The sequence below is a fragment of the Micromonospora echinospora genome (assembly GCF_900091495.1).
GTDB classification, from domain to species: domain Bacteria; phylum Actinomycetota; class Actinomycetes; order Mycobacteriales; family Micromonosporaceae; genus Micromonospora; species Micromonospora echinospora.
The window spans coordinates 476,257-497,845 of the sequence record NZ_LT607413.1; the positions used below are offsets into that span (position 1 = coordinate 476,257).

Annotated in this window: 17 protein-coding genes and 2 pseudogenes; 6 read left to right on the forward strand and 13 right to left on the reverse strand. The window is 72.9% G+C overall.

Going from position 1 to position 21,589, the window contains the following annotated elements; translation table 11 throughout:
* Positions 1 to 126: 126 nt before the first annotated feature.
* A pseudogene (locus tag GA0070618_RS35430) lies at positions 127 to 1,377 on the reverse strand (LAGLIDADG family homing endonuclease); the annotation flags it as partial.
* Between the two features lie 30 nt (positions 1,378 to 1,407).
* Positions 1,408 to 2,913: pseudogene (locus GA0070618_RS35435) on the reverse strand (DNA translocase FtsK 4TM domain-containing protein); the annotation flags it as partial.
* A gap of 122 nt (positions 2,914 to 3,035) precedes the next feature.
* Here GA0070618_RS35435 and GA0070618_RS02175 point away from each other — a divergent pair.
* Both GA0070618_RS02175 and GA0070618_RS34470 read left to right on the forward strand, forming a co-directional pair.
* A complete protein-coding gene (locus GA0070618_RS02175; protein ID WP_088980126.1) occupies positions 3,036 to 3,506 on the forward strand; it encodes a type III secretion system chaperone family protein in 471 nt (156 codons plus the stop codon).
* A complete protein-coding gene (locus GA0070618_RS34470) occupies positions 3,503 to 5,227 on the forward strand; it encodes a type III secretion system chaperone family protein (RefSeq protein WP_231931574.1) in 1,725 nt (574 codons plus the stop codon). The genes GA0070618_RS02175 and GA0070618_RS34470 overlap by 4 nt, the downstream gene beginning before the upstream one ends.
* Positions 5,228 to 5,336: 109 nt before the next feature.
* Here GA0070618_RS34470 and GA0070618_RS02185 read toward each other — a convergent pair whose 3' ends face one another.
* The 5 genes from GA0070618_RS02185 to GA0070618_RS02205 all read right to left on the reverse strand — a co-directional run bounded on the left by GA0070618_RS02185 (position 5,337) and on the right by GA0070618_RS02205 (position 10,821).
* Positions 5,337 to 7,025: a ribonuclease J gene (locus GA0070618_RS02185; protein ID WP_088980127.1), complete on the reverse strand. Its 1,689-nt coding sequence runs from the start codon at positions 7,023 to 7,025 to the stop codon at positions 5,337 to 5,339.
* A 55-nt stretch (positions 7,026 to 7,080) separates the two neighbouring features.
* Positions 7,081 to 8,004: a 4-hydroxy-tetrahydrodipicolinate synthase gene (gene dapA / locus GA0070618_RS02190; protein WP_088980128.1), complete on the reverse strand. Its 924-nt coding sequence runs from the start codon at positions 8,002 to 8,004 to the stop codon at positions 7,081 to 7,083.
* Between the two features lie 46 nt (positions 8,005 to 8,050).
* A complete protein-coding gene (thyX, locus tag GA0070618_RS02195; protein WP_088985225.1) occupies positions 8,051 to 8,794 on the reverse strand; it encodes an FAD-dependent thymidylate synthase in 744 nt (247 codons plus the stop codon).
* Between the two features lie 211 nt (positions 8,795 to 9,005).
* On the reverse strand, positions 9,006 to 9,602 hold the full coding sequence (locus GA0070618_RS02200) for a DUF2752 domain-containing protein (RefSeq protein WP_088985226.1): 597 nt from the start codon (positions 9,600 to 9,602) through the stop codon (positions 9,006 to 9,008).
* Positions 9,592 to 10,821 (reverse strand): winged helix-turn-helix domain-containing protein, encoded by a 1,230-nt coding sequence (locus tag GA0070618_RS02205; protein WP_088980129.1) that lies wholly within the window; start codon positions 10,819 to 10,821, stop codon positions 9,592 to 9,594. The genes GA0070618_RS02200 and GA0070618_RS02205 overlap by 11 nt, the downstream gene beginning before the upstream one ends.
* A gap of 133 nt (positions 10,822 to 10,954) precedes the next feature.
* Between GA0070618_RS02205 and GA0070618_RS02210 the strand changes: the two genes are divergently transcribed.
* A complete protein-coding gene (locus GA0070618_RS02210) occupies positions 10,955 to 11,509 on the forward strand; it encodes a GNAT family N-acetyltransferase (protein ID WP_088980130.1) in 555 nt (184 codons plus the stop codon).
* Here GA0070618_RS02210 and GA0070618_RS02215 read toward each other — a convergent pair.
* Complete coding sequence (locus GA0070618_RS02215) at positions 11,405 to 12,703, reverse strand: glycosyltransferase family 87 protein (protein ID WP_088980131.1); 1,299 nt, start codon at positions 12,701 to 12,703, stop codon at positions 11,405 to 11,407. The two genes, GA0070618_RS02210 and GA0070618_RS02215, sit on opposite strands and share 105 nt — an antisense overlap.
* Before the next feature lie 35 nt (positions 12,704 to 12,738).
* On the opposite strand from GA0070618_RS02215, the gene GA0070618_RS02220 reads away from it, so the two are divergent.
* Positions 12,739 to 13,320 (forward strand): GNAT family N-acetyltransferase, encoded by a 582-nt coding sequence (locus GA0070618_RS02220; protein ID WP_088980132.1) that lies wholly within the window; start codon positions 12,739 to 12,741, stop codon positions 13,318 to 13,320.
* 117 nt (positions 13,321 to 13,437) lie between these two features.
* Entirely contained in the window at positions 13,438 to 13,815 is a 378-nt protein-coding gene (locus GA0070618_RS02225) for a VOC family protein (protein WP_088980133.1), read from the forward strand.
* A 48-nt stretch (positions 13,816 to 13,863) separates the two neighbouring features.
* Here GA0070618_RS02225 and GA0070618_RS02230 read toward each other — a convergent pair whose 3' ends face one another.
* The 4 genes from GA0070618_RS02230 to GA0070618_RS02245 all read right to left on the reverse strand — a co-directional run bounded on the left by GA0070618_RS02230 (position 13,864) and on the right by GA0070618_RS02245 (position 18,434).
* Positions 13,864 to 14,763: a carbohydrate ABC transporter permease gene (locus tag GA0070618_RS02230; RefSeq protein ID WP_088980134.1), complete on the reverse strand. Its 900-nt coding sequence runs from the start codon at positions 14,761 to 14,763 to the stop codon at positions 13,864 to 13,866.
* Between the two features lies 1 nt (position 14,764).
* Positions 14,765 to 15,886 (reverse strand): carbohydrate ABC transporter permease, encoded by a 1,122-nt coding sequence (locus GA0070618_RS02235; protein WP_088980135.1) that lies wholly within the window; start codon positions 15,884 to 15,886, stop codon positions 14,765 to 14,767.
* 307 nt (positions 15,887 to 16,193) lie between these two features.
* Positions 16,194 to 17,411: a sugar ABC transporter substrate-binding protein gene (locus tag GA0070618_RS02240; RefSeq protein WP_088980136.1), complete on the reverse strand. Its 1,218-nt coding sequence runs from the start codon at positions 17,409 to 17,411 to the stop codon at positions 16,194 to 16,196.
* Positions 17,412 to 17,438: 27 nt separating this feature from the next.
* Entirely contained in the window at positions 17,439 to 18,434 is a 996-nt protein-coding gene (locus GA0070618_RS02245; RefSeq protein WP_088980137.1) for a LacI family DNA-binding transcriptional regulator, read from the reverse strand.
* Positions 18,435 to 18,590: 156 nt separating this feature from the next.
* Between GA0070618_RS02245 and GA0070618_RS02250 the strand changes: the two genes are divergently transcribed.
* Positions 18,591 to 20,708, forward strand: coding sequence for an amylo-alpha-1,6-glucosidase (locus GA0070618_RS02250; protein ID WP_197701712.1), 2,118 nt, complete (start codon positions 18,591 to 18,593; stop codon positions 20,706 to 20,708).
* A 63-nt stretch (positions 20,709 to 20,771) separates the two neighbouring features.
* On the opposite strand, the gene dapB is transcribed toward GA0070618_RS02250, so the two are convergent.
* Positions 20,772 to 21,536, reverse strand: a complete 765-nt coding sequence (gene dapB, locus GA0070618_RS02255; protein ID WP_088980139.1) for a 4-hydroxy-tetrahydrodipicolinate reductase — start codon at positions 21,534 to 21,536, stop codon at positions 20,772 to 20,774.
* Between the last annotated feature and the right edge of the window lie 53 nt (positions 21,537 to 21,589).

Sequence of the window (21,589 nt, forward strand, 5' to 3'; positions counted from 1 at the left end):
GATACAGCGGACGGGCGTCGAGGGCACCGGTCGTACGTCGACGATGAACCGGCGGGACGTGCTGGGCCTCGTCTTCGTCACCTGACGGACAAGCTTCCGTGTGAGCCGGAAAACCTTGTCACCAGGAGTGAAGTGAATCCGATAGCACGTCGACGTCTCGACCTTCCGGCCCCGAACCGGCTTGGTGGTCATGGTTGCCTGATACCCGAGGCCGAGAATGAGTTCCAGGGCATCGCGGGCCAGTCGCTCTTCGGTGAGCGCCAACTCCACGCCACCCTGCTTCGACACGGTACCGTCGGTGTCCAGGAGTCCGGCCAGAAGCGCCCGCCGCTGCTCCTCGGACGCCCGCAAGTACGCCGGAGGAATGTGCTTCGGGCCGATCTCCCGGAAGAGGGCACGTAGCGTCCGCAACGGCTCCCGTGGAACGTCCGTCGTCGTCACCGGCGTGGCGTCAGCGGTTGGTTGTGCCTGCCGTCGCGCCAGGTAGACGGCGGTGACGGGGATGCCTACCCGCCGTGCCGCCACCGGCCCACTGACGCCTTCCGCGATCAACTGGAGCGCCTCGGCGATGCGCTTCTCCCGCTCGGGCCGATTCGAGATCGTGTACTGGATCTGGCTTCGCGGATACTTGGTCACCGCGTACCCGTCCAGCCGGATCTGGTCGAGGATCTCCTCGTCGGCACACGCCAATGAGGCGCTGCCGGTGCTTCCGTCGCCCAACCAGCAACCCAGCGTGTAGGGGGCGATGGGCAGCACCCGTTCGGGACAGACCAGTGGGGCGCATACGTCGACGGAGTGGTTGACCCACTCGCCGGCCGGCCCGGTCCGGAGAGTCCGGAGGATCTCCGCAGTGGTCACGGTGCCCTCGTCGTGGGTCTTCCTGGCGTTCGACCGGCCCGCACTCACGACCCGGTCGTGCAGTGCGTGGTACAACCGGTGCCGGGAGTAGGTGGGTACCCAACGGGTGATTTCGCGACCACCCCGCTCGTACGCCACGCGGCCAAGGGTCGCTTCCTGTGGAATGTCGCGAGTGAGCCGGTAGAGAAGGTGCTGGAAGCTGCCACCCAGATCCGCCAGGACATCGCCCGTCGGTACTGGACGGTCAGGTTCGGCCAGCACCTCGGGCAGCCGGCGCGAAAGGAGTTCCCGGTCCTCCGGCTTCCAGTAGGCGCCGTCCTTCCAACGGTGAACACGCTGGGTACGCCCTGCCCTCGTCGCCGTCCGCCACTGGTGTTCGGCGTCGGCGACGATGACCGTCCCGTCGGAGAACTCCACCTCGTAGCAGGGCCGGTCGTGCATGACCGGCGTTGCCGCGATCACTGTGCAGGGACGCCCTCGTTCGTCGAACACCCGATCGCCCACCCGTAGGTCTCCCATGGTGGACCAGCCATCCGGGGTCGGTACGGGCGTGTCGACAGCCAGAGCCTTCCCGGCACCGGTTGCCCCGGCCACGAGAATGTGCGGCATCTTCGCCAGGTTGGCCACCACGTAGCCGCCCTCGATGTCCTTGCCGAGGGCGACCAGCATCGGGTGGAGGTCGCTGGTGGCCGTCCGGGAGCGCAGCACGTCGCCGAGGGCCACGTTCTCCGGGTCGGTGTTCGGGATCTCCACGCCGACCGCGCTCTTGCCCGGGATCGGGCTGAGGATCCGCACGTCCGGGGACTTCACCGCGTAGGCGATGTTGCGGGAGAGCTGGGTGATCCGTTCGACCTTGACGCCGGGGCCCAACTCGACCTCGTACCGGGTGACCGTCGGCCCCCGGGTGAAGCCGGTGACCTCGGCGTCCACCCCGAACTGGTCGAACACCCCGGTGAGGGCGGCGATCACCTCGTCGTTGGCCTTGCTCCGGGTCTTCGGCGCGGCCCCGGTGTTGAGCAGGTTGGCCGGGGGCAGGGTGTAGTCGCCCGCCAGCCCGGTGAGCGCGAGCTGTTCGGCCCGGGTGGGCGGCGTCGAGTGCTCCGGCGGCTCCGACCTGCGCCGGGCGGCGGGCACCCGGGCCGGTGGCTTGCGGGGCAGCACCAGGGTCTCCTGGAGGTCGACGTCGTCGGCGTACGCGTCGTCGATCTCGGCCGGGTCGACCGGTTCCGGCGGCGGCGCGGCCTTGCGGGCCGGACGGCGGCGGGCGGGCTTCTCGACCACCTCCACCACCTCGACCTCCTCCCCGGTCGGGGCCGGCGGCACGCCGAGCACCCCACCGGTGAGCAGGCCGAGCCGCTCGGGGACCTTGTTGATCGGGGTGGCGGTGACCACCAGCAGACCGAAGACCAGCAGCAGGATGAGCAGCGGTACGGCCACCCAGGCGGTGACCGCGCGTTCCAGCAGCCCGCCCACGCCCATCCCGACCAGCCCACCGGCGTAGTCTCGCTCGGCCTGGCGGGCCGGGTTCTGCCCGATGTGCAGCATCGCGGCGGTGGCGACGATCATGGAGCCCCAGCCGACCAGGCCGCGCCCCCGGTGCGCCGGGTCGGCTGGTTCGCGCATCATCCGCCACGCGCCGATGGTCAGCAGCACGGGCACCACGACGGAGATCGCGCCGAGGAAGAGTCGGACGCTGTCCGCCAGCCGGGCCCCGACCGGTCCCGCCCCGGAGAACCAGATCGCCACCGCGCTGAGGATCGCGAGTCCGAACAGGAGCAGGCCGGCGCCGTCGCGCCGGTGCTCCGGGCCCACCTCGCGGGCGGTGGCGGCCTGCCGTCCGGCGGCCCGGACCGTCCACCCGACACCGTGCGCCAGGCCCATCCAGGCGCTGGTGATCGCACGACCCAGGTAGGCGGCCGGCGCGGGACGGGCCGCCGGACGGCGGCCCCGGGCGGGTGCGCGGGTCTTCTTGGCCGGCTGGCGGGCACGACTGTTCGTGGTACCGCGCGGCGACGCGCCGCGTCGCCGGCTCGCCTGAGAGGTACGGCCCGCCATAGAGTCACGGTAACGGCGCGACCCGGGGATTCGCCGCTTTTACCGTCGTGTCCGTGCGTCGCAACGCACTTTCGGCACTCGGCCGTGATATTTGCCTCAGGAACCTCAGGGAGGGTGCCGGGATGGTGCCGCCGGAGCTCGGGGACGGTCCGTTGGGCGGACACCCACACACCCTGCGGCCGCTGACCGGGGAACTGGTGGCGGCGGTGCTGGCCGCCCGGGGGTACGCCTGCCACCCGGACGCCGACGACAACCTCGTCGGCCGCTGGGGGACGAGCCTGGTCTGGTTCCGTCGGCTCGGCGGGGCCGGTGAGGTGCTTCAGGTACGGACGCTCACCGCGCCGCTGTTCGGCATCGAGCATGTTCCGGCGCTGCGCGCCTTCTGCAACGACTGGAACCAGGGACGGTACTGGCCGAAGGCGTTCGTCGAGGTCGACGACGACGGGCGGGCCCGGGTCTGCGGCGAGGTCATCACCGACCTGGAACGGGGGGTCACCCCGCACCAGCTCGACCAGCTCCTCGACCGGGGCATCTCCGCCGGCTGCCGGCTGGCCGCCGCCGTGACCGAGCTGACCGACGGGGCCCGGGCGTGAGCGGCGGCACCTGGCGCGAGTCGCTCGACGCGGCCCGGGACCTGCCCGACGGGGAGGCGAAAGTCGCCGAGCTGGAACGGATCGCCGCCCACGCCGACGCCGCCGGGGAGGTCCGCCTCGGCGTCGACGCCCGGCTCGCGCTCGTCGAGACGCACCGGTTCCGGGGTGAACGGTGGCGGTCGGTCGAACCGCTGCACCGCTGTCTCGCCGCCGTGGACCGGCATCCCACCCTCTTCGACGCGGAGGACACGGCGGCACTGCTGCGCGGCCAGCACGCCGCCGTGGAGGCGCTGTCCGGCAGTCCCCGGATCGGGCTGGACCAGGCCCGCTTCCTCCTGGACGACCTCGACCGGAGGCTGGCCGGGGCGGAGCCCGGCACGGTGGCCGAGCTGCGCTGCCGGCTCGCCGACCACCTGGGGGACGAACCGGCCGCCCGGGCGTGGTTCGCCCGCTGGCGGGCCGCCGGGCCCGGTCACCGCTGCGCGGCCTGTGTGGCGGTACGCCAGGCCGAGCTGCTCACCGGCTGGGGTGAGTGGGCCGAGGCGGTACGGGTGCTGGAACCGCTGACCACCGATCCCGGCGACTGCACCGACCAGCCGGAGGCCGCCCTGGCCGCCCTGCTCCTGCCGTACCTGCGGTTGGGGCGGTACGACGACGCGGGGCGGGCGCACATGCGGGCGTACGGTCGGCACCGGCGGGAGTGGACGGCCTTCGGTCACCTCCCCGCGCACCTGCTGTTCTGCGCGCTCGGCGGGCACCCGGCGCGTGGACTGGAGATCCTCGTCGAGCAGTTGCCCCGGCTGGCCCGGCCGACGGACGAGCGCTCCGTGATGGAGTTCGCCGCCGCCGGGGCCCTGCTCTGTCGACTGGCCGGTGAGTCCGGTCTGGTCAGGACGCCCGACCCGACCGGGCAGCCGGACGAGACGGAGCCGGACGCCGCGGAGCCGCACCGGTCCACCGGGCCGGCGGGACAACCGGGTCCGGCGCGGCGGGGACACGAGTCGTGGCCGGTCGACGCGCTCGGGCTGGGGCACGCGACCCGGCTGGCCGAGGTGTTCGGGCTGATCCGTTCGACCGGGAGCGCCGGCGGGCGGGACGTCGCGGCGCTCGGCGCGGAACTGCTCGCCACCGCCGCCGACCTCGCCGGCCGCTTCGACGCCCGCAACGGCACCGGTCACCAGTCCGGCCAGGTGGCGGCCCGGCTGGCCGAACGGCCCCGCGCCGGCGTCCCGGCCCCGCTTCCCGCCGGGCCGGCACCGGACGACGCCGGGGCCGGGCCGGACGACGCGGAGCCGGACGGGCCAGGGTCACCCGGGGAGCCGGTGCCGCTGACCGTCGCCATGGTCGTCGCCGCGCTGGAGCGCCGGGGCGACCGCTGCGCCGTCGACCCGGCGGGCACCGTGGTGGGGCGCTGGGGCGAGGCGATGATCCGGTTCGAGCGGGTCGGGTCGCGGGCGGAGATCCTGCACACCCGGGTGGTCGCCACCCGTCGGTTGTCGGCCGGGCGGCGCGCCGAGGCGTACGAGTTCGTCAACGCCTGGAACCGGGACCGGCTACAGCCCAAGGCGTACGTGCACGAGGTGGAGAACGAGCTGGTCCTGGCGGGGGACCTCACCACCGACCTGGCGCACGGCGTTGCTCCGGTGCAGGTGGAGGTGCTGGTCGACGCGGCGGTCACCACCGGCGTCGCGTACGCCGAGGCGGTGGCCGCCCTGCCCTGACCGGCGGGGGCGGACGTCATCTTCGTGCCCGGAGCTGAACACGCTGGTCGCCCCGGGCTGCGCAGGGTGCCCGGGTGGTCCGGCAGGGCGCCGGACCACCCGGGACGGGTCAGACCTCGACCACGGTCGGGACGATCATCGGCCGCCGCCGGTACGCGTCGTTGACCCACCGGCCGACCGTCCGCCGGACGATCTGCTGGAGCTGGTGCGGGTCGGTGATCCCGTCGGTGGCGGCCCGGTTGAGCACCTCGGTGACCAGCGGCACGACCGCGTTGAACGCCGCCGGGTCCTCGGAGAAACCCTTGGCCGAGACGGTCGGCCCGCCGACCACCTTGCCGGTGACCGAGTCGACCACCACGGTGCAGGCGATGAAGCCCCCGTCCCCGAGGATCCGCCGCTCGGTCAGCAGCGACTCGCCGACGTCCCCGACGGCCAGCCCGTCGACGTAGACGTAGCGGCTGGTCACGTGCCCGACCAGGCTGGCCCGGCCGTCGACCAGGTCGACCACGTCGCCGTCCTCGCAGAGCACCACCCGGTCGGGGTCGACGCCGGACTCGATGCCCAGCCGGGCGTGCGCCCGCAGGTGCCGCCACTCGCCGTGCACCGGCATCAGGTTGCTGGGCCGGACGACGTTGAGCAGGTAGAGCAGCTCACCGGCGGGCGCGTGGCCGGAGACGTGCACCTTGGCGACGTCCTTGTGCACCACGACCGCACCGGCCCGGGCGAGTCGGTTGATCACCCGGTACACCGAGGTCTCGTTGCCGGGAACCAGGGAACTGGCCAGCACGACGGTGTCGCCAGGGGCGATGGTGATGTGCCGGTGGTCGCCGCTGGCCATCCGGCCGAGCGCGCTCATCGGCTCGCCCTGCGAGCCGGTGGACATCAGCACGATCCGCTCCGGCGGCAGGGTGGTCGCCTCGTCCAGGCCGACCACCAGGCCGGGCGGGATGTTGAGCAGGCCGAGGTCCCGGGCGATGCCCATGTTGCGGACCATGGAACGGCCGATCAGGGCGACCTTGCGGTCGTGCTCGGCGGCCGAGTCGAGCACCTGCTGCACCCGGTGCACGTGCGAGGCGAAGGAGGCCACGATGATCCGGCCCTTCGCCTTGGCGAAGATCGAGTCGAGGACCGGGCCGATCTCCCGCTCGGGCGTGACGAAACCGGGGATCTCCGCGTTGGTGGAGTCGGAGAGGAGCAGGTCCACCCCCTCCGCGCCGAGCCGGGCGAAGCCGGCCAGGTCGGTGATCCGTCCGTCCAGCGGGAGCTGGTCCATCTTGAAGTCACCGGTGTGCAGGACCAGCCCCGCCGGGGTGCGGATGGCCACCGCGAGCGCGTCCGGGATGGAGTGGTTCACCGCGAAGAACTCACACTCGAAGGGGCCGAGCCGTTCCCGGCCGCCCTCCCGCACGGTCAGGGTGTACGGCTCGATCCGCCGCTCGGCGAGCTTCGCCTCGACCAGGCTGAGGGTGAACTGCGACCCGACCAGCGGAATGTCCTGCTTGTGCGCGAGCAGGTACGGCACCGCGCCGATGTGGTCCTCGTGCCCGTGGGTGAGCACGATCGCCTGGACGTCGTCGAGCCGGTCCAGGATGGGGGCGAAGTCGGGAAGGATCAGGTCCACGCCGGGCTGCTCCACGTCCGGGAAGAGCACACCGCAGTCGACGACGAGCAGCTTGCCGTCGTACTCGAAGACGGTCATGTTCCGCCCGATGGCGCCGAGCCCGCCGAGCGGGATGATCCGCAGGCCACCCTCCGGAAGCGGCGGGGGAAGCTCCGCCTCGATGTGCGCCTCGGTCACGCAGCCACCTCATTCTGCGGGGCCGGTACCCGGCGCCCGCCGTGTCGTGTTGTCATCAGGGTAGGTCCAGGCCCGCCGCCGTGCAGTCGGCGCGGAGCTGGGCGATCTCGTCGGCGGTCGCGTCCACCAGCGGCGACCGGACCGGGCCGGCCGGCAGCCCCGACGCCTTCAGGCCCGCCTTCACCAGGATCGTGCCCTGGGTGCGGAAGATCCCGGTGAACAGCGGCAGCAGCCGCCGGTGCAGCGCCAGCGCGGCGGCGGCGTCGCCCGCGTCGTACCGCTCGATCATCTGCTTGGTCAGCGCGCCCGTGAAGTGGGTGGAGGTGCCGACCAGGCCGACCCCGCCGATGGCCAGCGTCGGCAGGGTCATCGCGTCGTCACCGCTGTAGATCGCCAGGTCGGACCGGCTGGTCACCCAGCTCGTGGCGGTCAGGTCGCCCTTGGCGTCCTTGACGGCCACGATCCGGCCGTGCTCGGCGAGCCGCACCAGGGTGTCGGTGGCGATGGCCACCCCGGCCCGGTGCGGGATGTCGTAGAGCATCACCGGCAGGCCGGTGGCGTCCGCGACCGCGGTGAAGTGGCGCAGCAGTCCGCCCTGCGGCGGCTTGCTGTAGTAGGGGGTCACCACGAGCAGCCCGTTCGCCCCGGCCTTCTCCGCCGCGCCGGCCAGCTCGATGGTGTGCCGGGTGTCGTTCGTGCCGACTCCGGCGACCACCTGGGCCCGGTCCCCGACCGCCTCGACCACGGCCCGGATCAGGTGCTCCTTCTCCGCGTCCGTGGTGGTCGGCGACTCGCCGGTGGTGCCGTTGACCACCAGCGCGTCGTTGCCCTCGGCGTCGACCAGGTGGGTCGCCAGCCGAGCGGCGCCGTCGAGGTCGAGGGAGCCGTCAGCGGTGAACGGGGTCACCATGGCGGTGAGCAGTCGCCCGAAGGGGCGCGACGCCGCCCGCTCGGAGGCGGCAGGGTGGTCGTGGGTCATGCTGACAACCTAGCAACCGACCCGGACGCCCCCGGCGGGGAAGGGCTCAGGAACGCTCGGCGTACGGGCTCGCCGCGACCTCGGTGCCGTCGGGCAGGGTCGAGACGACGAAGTCGCCGAAGACGTTCGGCGCGACCCGCTGGAGCTGCCGCAGGCACTCCACGGCCAGCTCACGGATCTCCACGTCGGCGTGCTCGGTGGCCCGCATCGCGACGAAGTGCCGCCACGCCCGGTAGTTGCCGGTCACCACGATCCGGGTCTCGGTGGCGTTCGGCAGCACCGCGCGGGCCGCCTGCCGCGCCTGCTTACGGCGCAGCGTGGGGTTGGGCTCGTCGGCGAAACGCCGTTCCAGGCCCTCCAGCAGCTCGGTGTACGCCCGCACGCTCGCCTCGGCCGCCTCCACGAAGCGCTTGTGCAGCTCCGGGTCCTCGGCGATCACCCGGGGCTCGACCATCGCCGCGTCCCGCTCCGGCACGTACCGCTGGGAGAGCTGGGAGTAGGAGAGGTGGCGGTGCCGGATCAGCTCGTGGGTGAAGGAGCGGGAGACGCCGCTGAAGTAGAAGCTGACCGAGCCGTGCTCCAGCACCGACAGGTGGCCGACCTCGAGAATGTGCGCCAGGTAGCCGGCGTTGGTGGCGGTGGCCGGGTTCGGCTTCTTCCAGCTCTGGTAGCAGGCCCGGCCGGCGAACTCGGCGAGCGCCTGGCCGCCGTCGGCGTCGGTCGACCACGGCACGTCGTCGGGAGCCTCGAAGTGGGTCCACGCGACGAGCTTGACCTGGGGTTGCACCATCTCCGGCATTCCTCGGACTGTAGCGGCCCCGCTCGGCTCCACCGACGCCGGCCCACCGGCCGTCACCTGCGGATTCACCGCCGGTGCCGCCCGCCGCGCCGCACACGTGTTCCACGTCTCGCCGGGTCACCTGCGCCGGCAGAGGTGGCTGCCGCAGCGCTGTCGAGCTGCCCGCACGGACGGGGCACGGGGTGCCCACGTTCGCGGTCGCTCAGACGTAGAGCGAGGTGAACGGGGCCCAGGGCAGGTTCCGGGCCACCGAGAAGAACAGCCAGGCCACCAGGAAGCCACCGATCATCTTCGGGCTGATCCGCAACTGCGGCAGCTTCCAGCCGAACGCCTGCTGGGTCCCCCAGGCGACGAAGAGGTACGCCAGGAAGGGCAGCGCGAAGACGAAGAGGAAGTGGTGCCGGGCGGCGGCCGGCAGGTCGGCGTGGAGCACGTACCAGAGGGCGCGGGTGCCGCCGCAACCCGGGCAGTCCAGCCCGGTGGTGAGCTTCAGCAGGCAGGTGGGCAGCGCGTCGGGCGCGGACCGGGTCGGGTCGCTGATCATGGCGTACGCCACGCCGAGGCCGACACAGCCGAGGGCGGCCAACGGCACCGCCCAGCGGGGCGCCCGCTCGTAGAGGCGGACCACGAACCGGGTGAACCGGTCCGGCTCGGCGACCTGGACCACGCCCGCCGGCCAGTCCGGGTGCGGGTGTGGATGCGGGTGCCCGTGGGGTCCGGGTGGTGGGGCGGCCGGTGGGATCGGCGGGGCCGGCTGGGCGGCCGGTCCGTCAACGCTGGTCACGTGCTCACGGTACACCGGCCGTGCCGGCCAGCGCGGCGGCGAGTGGCCCGGCCAGGTCACCGGCGGCCGGCGGGGCGACCGCGTCGAGCCCGAGCCAGCCGGCCAGGCGGTACAGCTCGGCGGCGAGGGCGAGCGCGGTCTCACCGGGATCGACGCCGGGCTCTGCCCACGCCGCCGGCACCAGCAGTACCCTCGCCTTCCGGTCGGCCTTCAGGTCGACCCGGGCGGTGAACCGATCGCCCTGCAGGAACGGCAGCACGTAGTAGCCGTACACCCGCTTCGGTGCGGGCACGTAGATCTCGATGCGGTAGGTGAAGCCGAACAGCCGTTCGGCGCGGGCCCGCTCCCAGACCACCGGGTCGAAGGGGCTGACCAGGGTGTTCGCCCGGATCCACCGGGGCAGGCGGGCCTGGGAGTGGAGGTACGCCGGCTGCCGCCAACCCTGGACGGTGACCGGGGTCAACTCCCCCGCCTCGACCAGCTCGGCGACCGCCCGCCGGGTGTCGGCCGCCGGGAGGCGGAAGTAGTCGCGAAGCTCCGGCTCGGCGGCCACGCCCAGGCAACGGGCCGCGACCGCGACCAGGGTGCGGAAGGCGTCCGCGTCGGCCGGGGTCGGCGCGGCGAGCACCTCGGCCGGGAGCACCCGCTCCGGCAGGTCGTACCGGCGGGCGAAGCCGGTCGTCCGGTCGGCGGCGGTGACCTCGCCGGCCCAGAAGAGGTACTCCAGGGCCTGCTTCACCACCGACCAGTTCCACCCCCAGTTACCGGTCTCCCGGGGTGCGTCGTGCTCGATCTCGGCAGCGGTGAGCGGCCCCCGGGCGGCGACCTCGTCGCGGACCCAGGCGACCAGTTCGGGCTGTTCGCGGACGATCCGCCGCATGCCGCCCCAGGCCTTCTCCCGGGCCAGCGCCATCCGCCAGCGCAACGCCGGGTGCAGGGTCACCGGCACCAGCGACGCCTCGTGGCCCCAGTACTCGAAGAGATCCCGGGGCGGACGGTAGGCGGCCTGGTCGAGCAGCTCGGTCGGGTAGGGCCCGAGCCGGCTGTAGAGGGGCAGGTAGTGCGCCCGTTGCAGCACGTTGACCGAGTCCATCTGGATCAGCCCGACCCGGTCGAGCACCCGGCGCAGGTGCCGGCGGGTGGGCACGCCGGCGGGCGCCGGGTCGGCGAAGCCCTGGGCGGCCAGAGCCACCCGCCGGGCCTGGGCGAGCGAGAGCGATTCCGGTGCGGCCATCGCCGGGCACCCTAGCCGAGCGGTACGACACGACTCCGGCGGCACGGCCGACCTCGGCGGCACGGCCAACCCCGGCGGTCCGACACGGGGCAAAGCGCTGGACCCGGGGCCCTCGGCGGCATAGAACGGTCAGATGCTCACCATCCGCCGGGAGGAACCCGACGACGCCGAAGTGGTCGCCCGGGTACACGTACGGGGCTGGCAGGCCGGCTATGCCGGGATCATGCCGGCGGAGGTGCTCGACCGGCTCAACGTCGCCGCCTGGGCACAGCGGCGGCGGGACATGGCCACCGCCGACCCGGAGAACCCGTTCACCACGCTCCTCGCCGAGTCCGGCGGGCGGGTGACCGGGTTCGCCACCTTCGGTCCGTACCGGATCAACCAGAGCCGCGCGGAGCTGGACCCGACCTGCGGCGAGGTGGTCGGGCTCTACGTCGACCCGACCTGCTGGGGTGACGGGACGGCGGTCGCGCTGCTGGCGGCGGCGCGGGCCGGGCTCGCCGAGCGGGGGTGGACGGCGTACCGGGTCTGGGTGCTCGCCGGCAACGCGCGGGCCCGCCGATTCTACGCGCGGGCCGGGCTGTCACCGGACGGCGAGGAGTCGACCTATCCGGTACCGCTGTCCGGTGGACGCCCCCCGCTCGCCCTCGCGGAGCTGCGGTACGCCGGCCGTGTCGACGGCGACTGAGCCGGCCGGCGGGCCGGCCGCCGGGCCCGGCGCGGACCGGCGGATCGGCAGGGCCACCAGGAGCGCGAGGCTGATCCAGACGTAGAAGTTGCTGAACACGAAGCCGTCCACGCCACCGAAGCCGCGTTCCCAGTGCCAGACCAGCCGGCTGATCAGCACGAGGTACGCGACGGCGGCGAAGGCGAGCAGGCCACGCCGACGGCGACCACCGGCCGGCGCGGCCATCGCGTTGTCGACCAGCAGGATCAGCGCCGGGATCAGCCAGACCAGGTGGTGCACCCAGGTCACCGGGCTGACCAGGCACATCACCACACCGGTCAGGGCGAACCCGGTGGCCTCGTCGCCGACGGACACCGCCGCCCGGCAGCGGCGGGCCCAGACCAGCACGGTGACCACGACCAGCAGCAACCAGAGCGGGGTGCTCGGGTGCCCCGGGTCGAGCCGGGCCACCACGCCCTGCAACGACTGGTTCGAGATGAACGCCAGCTCGCCGACCCGGTCGGTGTTCCACAGCGCCTGGGTCCAGTACTCGCGGGAGGCGTCCGGGAAGAGCGCGGCGGCCAGCAGGGTCGCCCCGCCGGCCACGGCCGTGGCGGTCGCCGCCGCCCGCCAGCGCCCGGTGACCAGCAGGTAGACCAGGTAGATGCCGGGGGTCAGCTTGATCGCGGTGGCCAGGCCGATGCCCACCCCGAGCCAACGGCTGCCGCGCGGGGCGAGCCAGAGCAGGTCCACCGCGACCAGGAAGAGCAGCAGCATGTTGACCTGGCCGAAGTTGACCGTCTCGCGCATCGGCTCGTAGGCGGCGGCCAGGCAGAGCGCCACGGCCAGGGTGAACCAGCGGGTCCAGCCGGCCCGGACCGCGACCGGGTCGAGCAGCCACCAGATCACCACCGTGCTGGCCAGCACGCTCAGCGCCACGCTCACCAGGATCGCCGCGTTCCAGGTGAGGTACGCCATCGGCAGCATGACCAGCGCGGCGAACGGAGGGTACGTGAAACCGTACTTGCTGCGCGGCTTGAGGTAGTCGTAGACCTCCCCGCCGTCGTGCACCCAGTACGACAGCGCGCCGTGGTAGACCTCCAGGTCGAAGAAGCCGTGTCGTTCGGCTGCCACGGAGAGGAACCACGCCACCGCCACGGCGAGCACGACGACGAAGCCGACCTGCCCGACCGTCCGTCTGGCACCCTGGGGCACCGTCGCCTCCCTCGCCCTGCGTAGGCTTGCGTCCCATGGCTCTGGGGTACGTCCGCCCGGCGCGTCCCGAGGACGCCGCCGAGATCGCCCGCATCCAGCTCGCGACCTGGCGGGTCGCCTACCGGAGGATCCTGCCACGGCACGTGTTGGACAACCTGGACGAGGCGTACCTCGCCCGACGCTGGACCGCCGCGGTGCAGGAGCCGCCATCGGCCGCCCACCGGGTGCTGGTCGCCGTCGAGCAGGCCGAAACATCGTATCTGGTGGGCTTCGGCGCGTCCGGTCCGGCCGATGCGGAGGCCCTCGCCCCGGAGGAGCCCGCCGAGTCGCTCGGTCCGGACGTCGCGGCCGTGACCGACCTGCTGGTCGAGCCGCGCTGGGGACGGCGCGGGCACGGCAGCCGACTGCTGGCGGCGACGGTCGACCTCTGGCGCACCGACGGCTTCACCCGGGCGGTCGCCTGGGCGTTCGACGGCGACGAGGCGACCCGGAAGTTCCTCACCGGCACCGGCTGGGAGCCCGACGGCGCGGCCCGCGCCCTGGACGTCGACGACCTGCTCGTTCCCCAGTTGCGCCTGCACGTCGCGGTGCCGACGGAGCCGGTTCCGCAGGATTGACGGCTCACCGCGCCGGGTACGCCGGCTCACGATGTGCCCGGCCCGCGTGCGACTCCCGGACGTCCCCGCCTCGTTGACCGCACGTACGGCGCGACCACGGCTGGAACGGAGACGACCATGTTCAGGGACACCCCGGCGTTCAGCGGCTTCTCGGTGGACGACACCGACCGCGCCCGCGAGTTCTACGAGCACACCCTCGGCCTACGGGTGTCGCAGGCCGGAGGCGCGGGCGGACTGCTGACGCTGCACCTCGCCGGTGACCGGGACGTCATCGTCTACCCGAAGGCGGACCACACCCCGGCGGCCTTCACGGTGCTCAACTTCCCGGTCGACGACGTGGACCGGGCGGTCGAGGAGCTGACCACCAAGGGTGTGGAATTCGCCCGCTACCCGGGGTTCCCTCAGGACGACAAGGGGATCATGCGGGGCAACGGGCCGACCATCGCCTGGTTCACCGACCCGGCCGGCAACATCATGTCCGTCATCGAGCAGTAGCTCGTCCGGTGGCGGCTCCCGGCCGTCCGGGCCGGGAGCCACCCATGGTCAGCCCTTGTCCGCGCCGTCGTTGGCGTCCCGGACGAAGTAGCGCTGGAAGATCACGAAGACGATCGCCACCGGGATCGTGGCCAGCAGCGCCGCGCCCAGCTTGAGCGGGTACTGGGTGCCCGCGCCGAGCGAGCCGCTGACCAGGTCGGCCAGTCCCCGGGGCAGGGTGAACAGGTCCGGGTCCTGCACGGCCACCAGGCTGTGCGGGAACTCGTTCCAGGAGCCCTGGAAGGAGAGGATGGTCAGCGTGATCAGGGCCGGTTTCGCCATCGGCAGCACCACGGACCAGAAGGTCCGGAACGGGCCGGCCCCGTCGATGCGGGCCGCCTCCTCCACGCTGACCGGGATCGACTCGAAGAACTGCTTCATGATGAAGACCCCGGCCGCGTCGGCGAGCAGCGGCACCACCAGCGCGGCGTAGCTGTCGTACATGCCGAGCTGGTTGAGCACCAGGAACTTCGGGATCAGCAGCACCACGCCGGGCACCGCCATCACCGCGACGACCGCCGCGAACAGCCCGGCCCGCCCCCGGAACCGCAACCGGGCCAGGGCGTATCCGGCGAGCGAGTCGAAGAACACCCGACCAGCGGTGACCAGCACGGTGACCAGCACCGAGTTGCCCATCCAGAGCGGGAAGGCGGTCCCCTCGAAGATCCGCGCGAACCCGTCCAGGGCGACCGGGTCGGGCACCGGGGAGAGCGGGTTGGCCGCCGCGTCCGGCTCGGTCTTGAACGAGTTGGCGATCTGGATCACGAACGGGTAGAGGAACACCAGTCCGAAGAAGACCAGGGTGGCGTACCCGAGGAAGGTCGTCGCCAGGGCCCGCGCGCCGTCGGGGCGGCGGTTCCGGCCGGCGGAGGCCGGCGGAGCGCCCGCTGCTGGAGTCACCACGGCCATGTCAGGACCTCCCCGGTACGCGCCGACGACGCCACGACCGCCGCCCCGTGCGGTCCCGGTCCCGCATCAGCCAACGCTGGCCGAGGGTCAGCACGATGATGATCAGGAACAGGACGAACGAGATGGCCGCGCCCGAGCCGTACTCGAAGTCCCGGAACGCGGTCCGGTACGACAGGTAGGCCGGGGTGAGCGTGGTCTTGGCCGGGTCGCCCTGGCTCATCACGTACACCTGGTCGAAGACCTGCCAGGTGCCGATCAGGCCGAGGGTGACCACCAGGAACGTGGTCGGCTTGAGCAGCGGCAGGGTGACGTACCGGAACCGCTGCCAGCGGCTCGCTCCGTCCAGGGTGCTCGCCTCGTCCAGGGTCACCGGCACGTTCTGCAACGCGGCGAGGTACATCAGCATGAACGTCCCGGAGGTGGTCCAGACCACCAGCGTGATGATCGAGACCATCGCCACGCTGGGGCCGGAGAGCCAGTCCCACCAGGTCAGGCCGAACGGACCGCCGTCGGTGAGGGCGGCCGGCGGCTGGTCGACACCGGCCGCGCCGAGCAGGATGTGCAGCACCCCCCGGGCATCGGCGAACCACTGCGGCCCGTCGATGCCGAACGCGCCGAGCAGCGCGTTGACCGCGCCCGAGTTGGCGAACAGGAAGAGGAAGACCACGCTGATCGCCACCGAGCTGGTGACCGAGGGGAAGTAGAACGCCGAGCGGAAGAACGTCTTGCCGCGCAGCATCCGGTTGTTCACGACCAGCGCGAGACCGAGCGCCAGCGCGGTCTGCGCCGGCACCACGATCGCCACGTAGTAGAGGTTGTTCCGGATGCTGGTCATGAAGTCCCGGCGGGCGAGCCCCTCCTCGGTGAACAGCCGGGTGTAGTTGTCGGTGCCCACGAAGGGCACCCCGGAGGTGAACGGGCTGCCCTGGCCGTTCCAGCCGGTCAGGCTCACCCAGAACGCCATCAGGATCGGCAGCAACAGGAACAGCCCGAGGATCGCCACCACGGGGGCCACGAAGAGCCAGCCCGCCAGGTTCTCGTTGCCGCGTACGCCGCCACGCCGCCGGCTGCCGGACGGCGCGGCCGACGGGGTGGCCGACACGGCCGACGCGTCGATCGCCATCTCCCCTCCCTCCCAGGCGGTGGTTGCGGTGGTGCGGTACGTGCCGCCCCGCCGCCGCTGCGGTGCGGTGCGGTGTTTGCGGTGCGCTGCGATGCGGTGTTCGCGGTGCGGTGTTTGCGGTGCGCTGCGATGCGGTGTTCGCGGTGCGGTGTTTGCGGTGCGCTGCGATGCGGTGTTCGCGGTGCGGCGCGGCGGTGTTGAGCGGTGCGGGTTGTGGTGGTAGCAGGGGTCCCCTGCTCATCAAAATGCGGTAACAGGGGACCCCTGCTACCCCGCCTCAGCTGCCGCCGAGCGCCGCCTTGGCGTTCTAGTCGAAGCGGGCGAGGATCGCCTTCGGGTCGCCGGTGGCGAGGGTGTTCAGACCGGTGTCCAGGTCCTTCAGGACGCTGTCCATCTTGGGGGCGTTCACCGGGCCCTGGGCGTACTCGGCGCCGTCGATGAACGGCTTGTCGGCCGGGAACTGCTGGGTGTACTGGTCGCGGACCGACTGCCGGGACGGCATCACGCCGAACGCCGTGGCGAAGGTCATCTGCTGCTCGCCGGTGGTCATCGCCTCGACGAACTTGATCGCCTGCTCCTTGTGGGCGCTCTTGGCGGCGATGCCCCAGCAGTTGGTGAAGGAGAGGGTGCCCTGGCCCTTCGGCCCGGCCGGCAACGGGACGACCTTGTACTTGACGTTCGGGAAGTCGTTCTGGAGAGCCCCCTTGATCCAGTTGCCCTCGATGGTCATCACCGCCTTGCCCTTGCCGAACGCCTCGCCGCCCCAGCCGGCGTCGAGCTGCTTCGGGTAGCGGGCCAGCCCCTCGGTGAGCAGCGTCTTCACGTACGTGAGGGCCTGCACGTTCTCCGGGGTGTCCCCGGTGGCCTGCTTGCCGTCCTTGCTGGTCAGCCAGCCGCCGGCCTGGACCATGAACGCGCCGACCCGGTCCCGGGTGTCGGCGACCACCAGCGGCACCTGCCCGGCCGCCTTGAGCTTGCGCGCGGTGGCGGTGAGCTGGTCCCAGGTGGTCGGGATGTCGGCGTCGGTGAGGCCGGCCTTCGCCCAGAGGTCGGTGTTGATCTGGAGGGCGAGGGTGGAGAAGTCCTTCGGCACGCAGTAGAACTTGCCGTCGTAGGTGAACGTCTGCCGCAGGCTCTCGTAGAAGTCGTCCGGCTTGCTGATCTTGTCGCCGTACGGTTCGAGCGCGCCGACGCTGGCGTAGTCGGCGAAGCGGCTGGCGTCGACGTAGAAGACGTCCGGCGGGTTGCCGCCGGCGAGGGCCTGCCCGAGCTGCTGGGTGAGGTCCTGGGCCGGGGTGACCGTGGCGGTGTTGCCGGACTCGCCGGCCCACTTCGCCGCGGCCGCCTGGACCGCCTTGGTCTCGGCCTCGCCGGAGGATCCGATCAGGATCTCCAGCTTCGCCGGCCCGCTGGACTGGGCCTCGTCGCCGGAGTCGTCGAAGCCGCTGCCGCAGGCGGCCGAGCCGAACAGGGCGACGGCGGCGAGGCCGGCCACCGCCGCGCGGCGGATCGTTCGAGGGGCCATCTCACACTCTCCTGTGGGGGAAGGGGTTCACGCGGTCTGCCGGAGCACCAGGCGGGGCTTCAGCAGAACCTGGGGGCGGGTCTGTCGGGGGGTGTCGTCGAGCAGGCCGGTCAGCAGTTCCACGCACCGGACCGCGGCCTGGTGCAGGGGTTGGCAGACGCTGGTCAACCCGACCGCCGCGGCGACCGGGGTGTCGTCGAAGCCGATCACCGGGACGGCGGGTTCGGCGGCGCGGACGGCCTGGAGGGCGCCGAGAGCCAGCGAGTCGCTGACGCAGAGCAGGGCGGTCGGCGGCCGGGCCGCGCCGAGCAGGTCGCGGGCGGCCCGCTCGCCCTCGGTGATGCCGTCCTCGGTCCGCCGGTCCAGGTCGGTCGGGTCGACCCCGGCCGCGCGCACCGTGTGCTCCCAGCCGAGCCGCCGGTCGTCGCCGACACCGGAGCCGACGGGCCAGCCGACGAAACCGATCCGCCGGTGGCCGAGGGTCAGCAGCCGCCGGGTGGCCTGGGCCGTGCCGTCGGCGCCGTCCACGTCGACCCACGGGTGGGCGGTCGGATCGTCCCAGGGCCGGCCGAAGGTCACGAAGGGCACGCCCCGGGCGGTGAGCCAGGCGGTCCGTGGGTCACGCCGCTTGGTGCCGGTGAGCACGAAGGCGTCGAGATCGTAGGTGCCGAGCAGGTCGTCGTACTCCCCGATCTCCTGCTCGTCGTCGGTGGCGGTGTAGAGCATCACGCGGTAGCCGGCGGTGCCGGCGGTCTCGGAGAGGCCGTGCAGGAAGCGGTCGAGCACGGAGCCGTTGATGCCGTCCCGGGTGGGTTCGATGCGGACGGCGATCAGCCGGGACCGGCCGGTACGCATCTGCCGGGCGGCCTGGTTGGTCCGGTAGCCGAGGGCGTCGATCGCCTCCCGCACCCGCTGCCGGGTCTCCTCGCGGACGACGTGCGGGGAGTTGAGCACGTTGGAGACGGTCTGGCGGCTGACCCCCGCCTGCCGGGCCACCGTCGCGATGGTCACCTTTTGTGCCACAAAATCCCTCCCGCCATCTTGAACGTTCCAATCTGGATAAGGCAGGATTGGATCGTTCAAGTTTCTGGAATGTTTCGCACTCTGCACCCCATGGAACGATCTGTCAAGAGATCCACGTTCCGCGACCACGTTCCGCCGACCACCTGGAGTTCCCCCGTGACCGAACGGCACCTGCAACCCCTGCTGCACGAGCTGGTCGGAGTCGTCCTCGCACCCACCAGCGCGCTCGGTGACCAGGCCGGGCAGATCCGGCCAGTCGGCGTGCAGGGCGTCTTCCACGCCGACGCCCGGGTGCTCTCCCGGGCCGAGCTGCGCGTCGACGACCGGGAGCCGGAGGGGCTGACCGCCGGCCCGGACGGCCCGCACGCCGCCCGCTTCGTCACCGTCGCCCGCTGGCTCGGCGACCCGCACCCCGATCCCACCGTCCGCATCGACCGGTCCCGCCGGGTCACCCCGGACGGCCTGGTGGAGGAGCTGCACGTGGTCTCCACCGCGTCGGTGCCGGTCCGGGCCACGGTCAGCGTCGACCTGGACTGCGACCTGGCCCCGATCGAGGTGGTGAAGTCCGGTGGCGAGCGACCGCCTCTGCCGGCCCACCCCGGGTCGGCCGGCGGGTTCGCCTGGACCGCGGGTGGCATCACCGTCACGGTCCACGGCGAGGGCGCGACCGCGCACGTCGACGGCGCGCACGCCGCGCTCCGGCTCGCCTGGCCGGTCGAGCTGCCCGCCGGTGGCGGCGACACCGTGCTGCGCTGGCGGCTGACCGTCACCGACCCCCGCGCCGTCGTGGTCGCCCCGGTGGACGGCCCCGACTGGGCCCACCCCGAGGTACGCGCCGACGACCGTCGCCTGGTCCGCCTCCTCGACCGTTCCCTGGCCGACCTGCGCGCGCTGCGCCTGGCCGAGCCGGCCCACCCGGAGGACGTCTTCCTCGGCGCGGGCGTGCCCTGGTTCCTCACCCTGTTCGGCCGGGACAGCCTCTGGGCGGCCCGGATGATGCTCCCACTCGGCACCGGGCTGGCCGCCAGCACGCTGCGGGTGCTCGCCCGCCGCCAGGGCACCCGGGTCGACCCGGCCACCGGCGAGGCGCCCGGCAAGATCCTGCACGAGCTGCGCCGGCACGAGTTCGCCCTCTCCGACGCGGGGCTGCGGCTGCCGCCGGCCTACTACGGCACGGTCGACGCCACCATGCTCTGGGTCAACCTGCTGCACGACGCCTGGCGCTGGGGGCTGCCCGCCGAACAGGTCGAGCCGTTGCTGCCGCACCTGGAGGCCGCGCTGGGGTGGCTCGGCACGCACGCCGACGCCGACGGCGACGGGCTGGTCGAGTACGTCGACACCACCGGCCACGGCCTTGCCAACCAGGGCTGGAAGGACTCCGGCGACGCGGTGCGCTTCGCCGACGGCACCATCGCGCAGGCGCCGATCGTGCTGGCCGAGGTGCAGGGGTACGCGTACGAGGCCGCGGTGAACGGGGCGGCCCTGCTCGACGCGTTCGACCGCCCCGGCGGAGACTCCTGGCGCGCGTACGCCCATCGGCTCGCCGAGCGGTTCCGCGCCACGTTCTGGGTGGACGGCCGCCACGGCCCGCAGCCCGCCCTCGCCCTGGACCGGGACAAGCGGCCGGTCGACTCGCTGACCAGCAACATCGGTCACCTGCTCGGCACCGGCCTGCTGGACGACGACGAGTCCGCCCAGGTCGCCCGGCTGCTCACCACCGAGTCGCTGACCGGTGGGTTCGGACTGCGCACCATGTCCCGGGCCGACGGCGGGTTCAGCCCGCTGTCGTACCACTGCGGTTCGATCTGGACCCACGACACCGCGATCGTGCTCGGCGGGCTGGCCCGGTCGGGGTTCGACGACGCGGCGCGCACCCTCGTCGAGGGGCTGCTCCGCGCCGCCGAGGCGTTCGACTACCGGCTGCCGGAACTGTACGGCGGCGACGACCGGGACGCGGTGGGCCGCCCGGTGCCGTACCCGGCGGCGTGCCGCCCGCAGGCGTGGTCGGCGGCGAGCGCGGTGCTGCTGCTCCAGGCCGCCGTCGGTCTCTACCCGGACGTCCCCCGGGGGCTGGTGGCGCTCCGCCCGCTCGCCGGCGCCGAGCTGGGCGCCGTGGCGGCACGCGGGCTCCGGATCGCCGGCACCCCCGTCGACGTGACCGTCACCGGCTACGGCGAGGTCAGCCTGACCAACGCCCCCGCCGGCCTGGCCCCGGGGCACCTGCCCACCGTGCCCGCCCCACGCACCGCCAGAGAGTCGCTCCCGTTCCGCTGACCGTGACGTCGGCGGCGACCGGGATCACCACGGTCGCCGCCGACGCCGGACCACGCGGTGGGATCAGAGCAGGGGGTCGAGGCCGACGGTGAGGCCGGGGCGACGCCGGACCTCGCGGACGGCGAGCAGCACACCGGGCATGAAGGAGGCCCGGTCGTAGGAGTCGTGCCGGATGGTCAGGGTCTCCCCGGCGGTGCCGAAGAGCACCTCCTGGTGCGCGACCAGGCCGGTGGCCCGGACCGCGTGGACGCGTACCCCGTCGATGTCGGCGCCGCGCGCGCCCGGCACCTCGCTCGCGGTGGCGTCCGGCGACGGACCCAGCCCGGCGTCCGCGCGGGCCTGGGCGACCAGCCGTGCGGTGTGCGTGGCGGTGCCGCTCGGCGCGTCCAGCTTGCGCGGGTGGTGCTGCTCGATGATCTCCACCGACTCGAAGTGCCGGGCGGCGCGAGCGGCGAACTGCATCATCAGCACCGCGCCGATGCCGAAGTTCGGGGCGATCAGCACGCCGACCTCGGGCCGGCCGGCCAGCCAGCCGCGCACCTGGTCCAGCCGTTGCTCGGTGAAGCCGGTGGTGCCCACCACCGCGCTGATCCCCCGGTCGATGAGCCAGCGCAGGTTCTCCATCACCACGTCCGGCGTGGTGAAGTCGACGACCACCTGGGCGCCGGCGGCACCGGACAGGTCGTCACCCTGGTCGATCATCGCCACCAGGTCGAGGTCGCCGGCCGCGTCGACCGCCCTGCACACCTCGATACCCATCCGGCCCCGGGCACCCAGCACGCCGACCCGGACCGGCTCGTCGCGTCGCTTCTCCTGCACGTCAGTCACGGGGCACAACCTATCCCAAGCCGGGCAGGGTCCCGCCTCCGGAACCGCAGGCC

What these genes read in the sequence shown, in the direction of transcription:
- GA0070618_RS02175 (WP_088980126.1), top strand. Translation starts at nt 3,036, where the DNA reads ATGGTGCCGCCGGAGCTCGGGGACGGTCCGTTGGGCGGACACCCACAC.
- dapA (WP_088980128.1), bottom strand. Translation starts at nt 8,004, where the DNA reads ATGACCCACGACCACCCTGCCGCCTCCGAGCGGGCGGCGTCGCGCCCC.
- thyX (WP_088985225.1), bottom strand. Translation starts at nt 8,794, where the DNA reads ATGGTGCAACCCCAGGTCAAGCTCGTCGCGTGGACCCACTTCGAGGCT.
- GA0070618_RS02205 (WP_088980129.1), bottom strand. Translation starts at nt 10,821, where the DNA reads ATGGCCGCACCGGAATCGCTCTCGCTCGCCCAGGCCCGGCGGGTGGCT.
- GA0070618_RS02210 (WP_088980130.1), top strand. Translation starts at nt 10,955, where the DNA reads ATGCTCACCATCCGCCGGGAGGAACCCGACGACGCCGAAGTGGTCGCC.
- GA0070618_RS02220 (WP_088980132.1), top strand. Translation starts at nt 12,739, where the DNA reads ATGGCTCTGGGGTACGTCCGCCCGGCGCGTCCCGAGGACGCCGCCGAG.
- GA0070618_RS02225 (WP_088980133.1), top strand. Translation starts at nt 13,438, where the DNA reads ATGTTCAGGGACACCCCGGCGTTCAGCGGCTTCTCGGTGGACGACACC.
- GA0070618_RS02230 (WP_088980134.1), bottom strand. Translation starts at nt 14,763, where the DNA reads ATGGCCGTGGTGACTCCAGCAGCGGGCGCTCCGCCGGCCTCCGCCGGC.
- GA0070618_RS02235 (WP_088980135.1), bottom strand. Translation starts at nt 15,886, where the DNA reads ATGGCGATCGACGCGTCGGCCGTGTCGGCCACCCCGTCGGCCGCGCCG.
- GA0070618_RS02240 (WP_088980136.1), bottom strand. Translation starts at nt 17,411, where the DNA reads ATGGCCCCTCGAACGATCCGCCGCGCGGCGGTGGCCGGCCTCGCCGCC.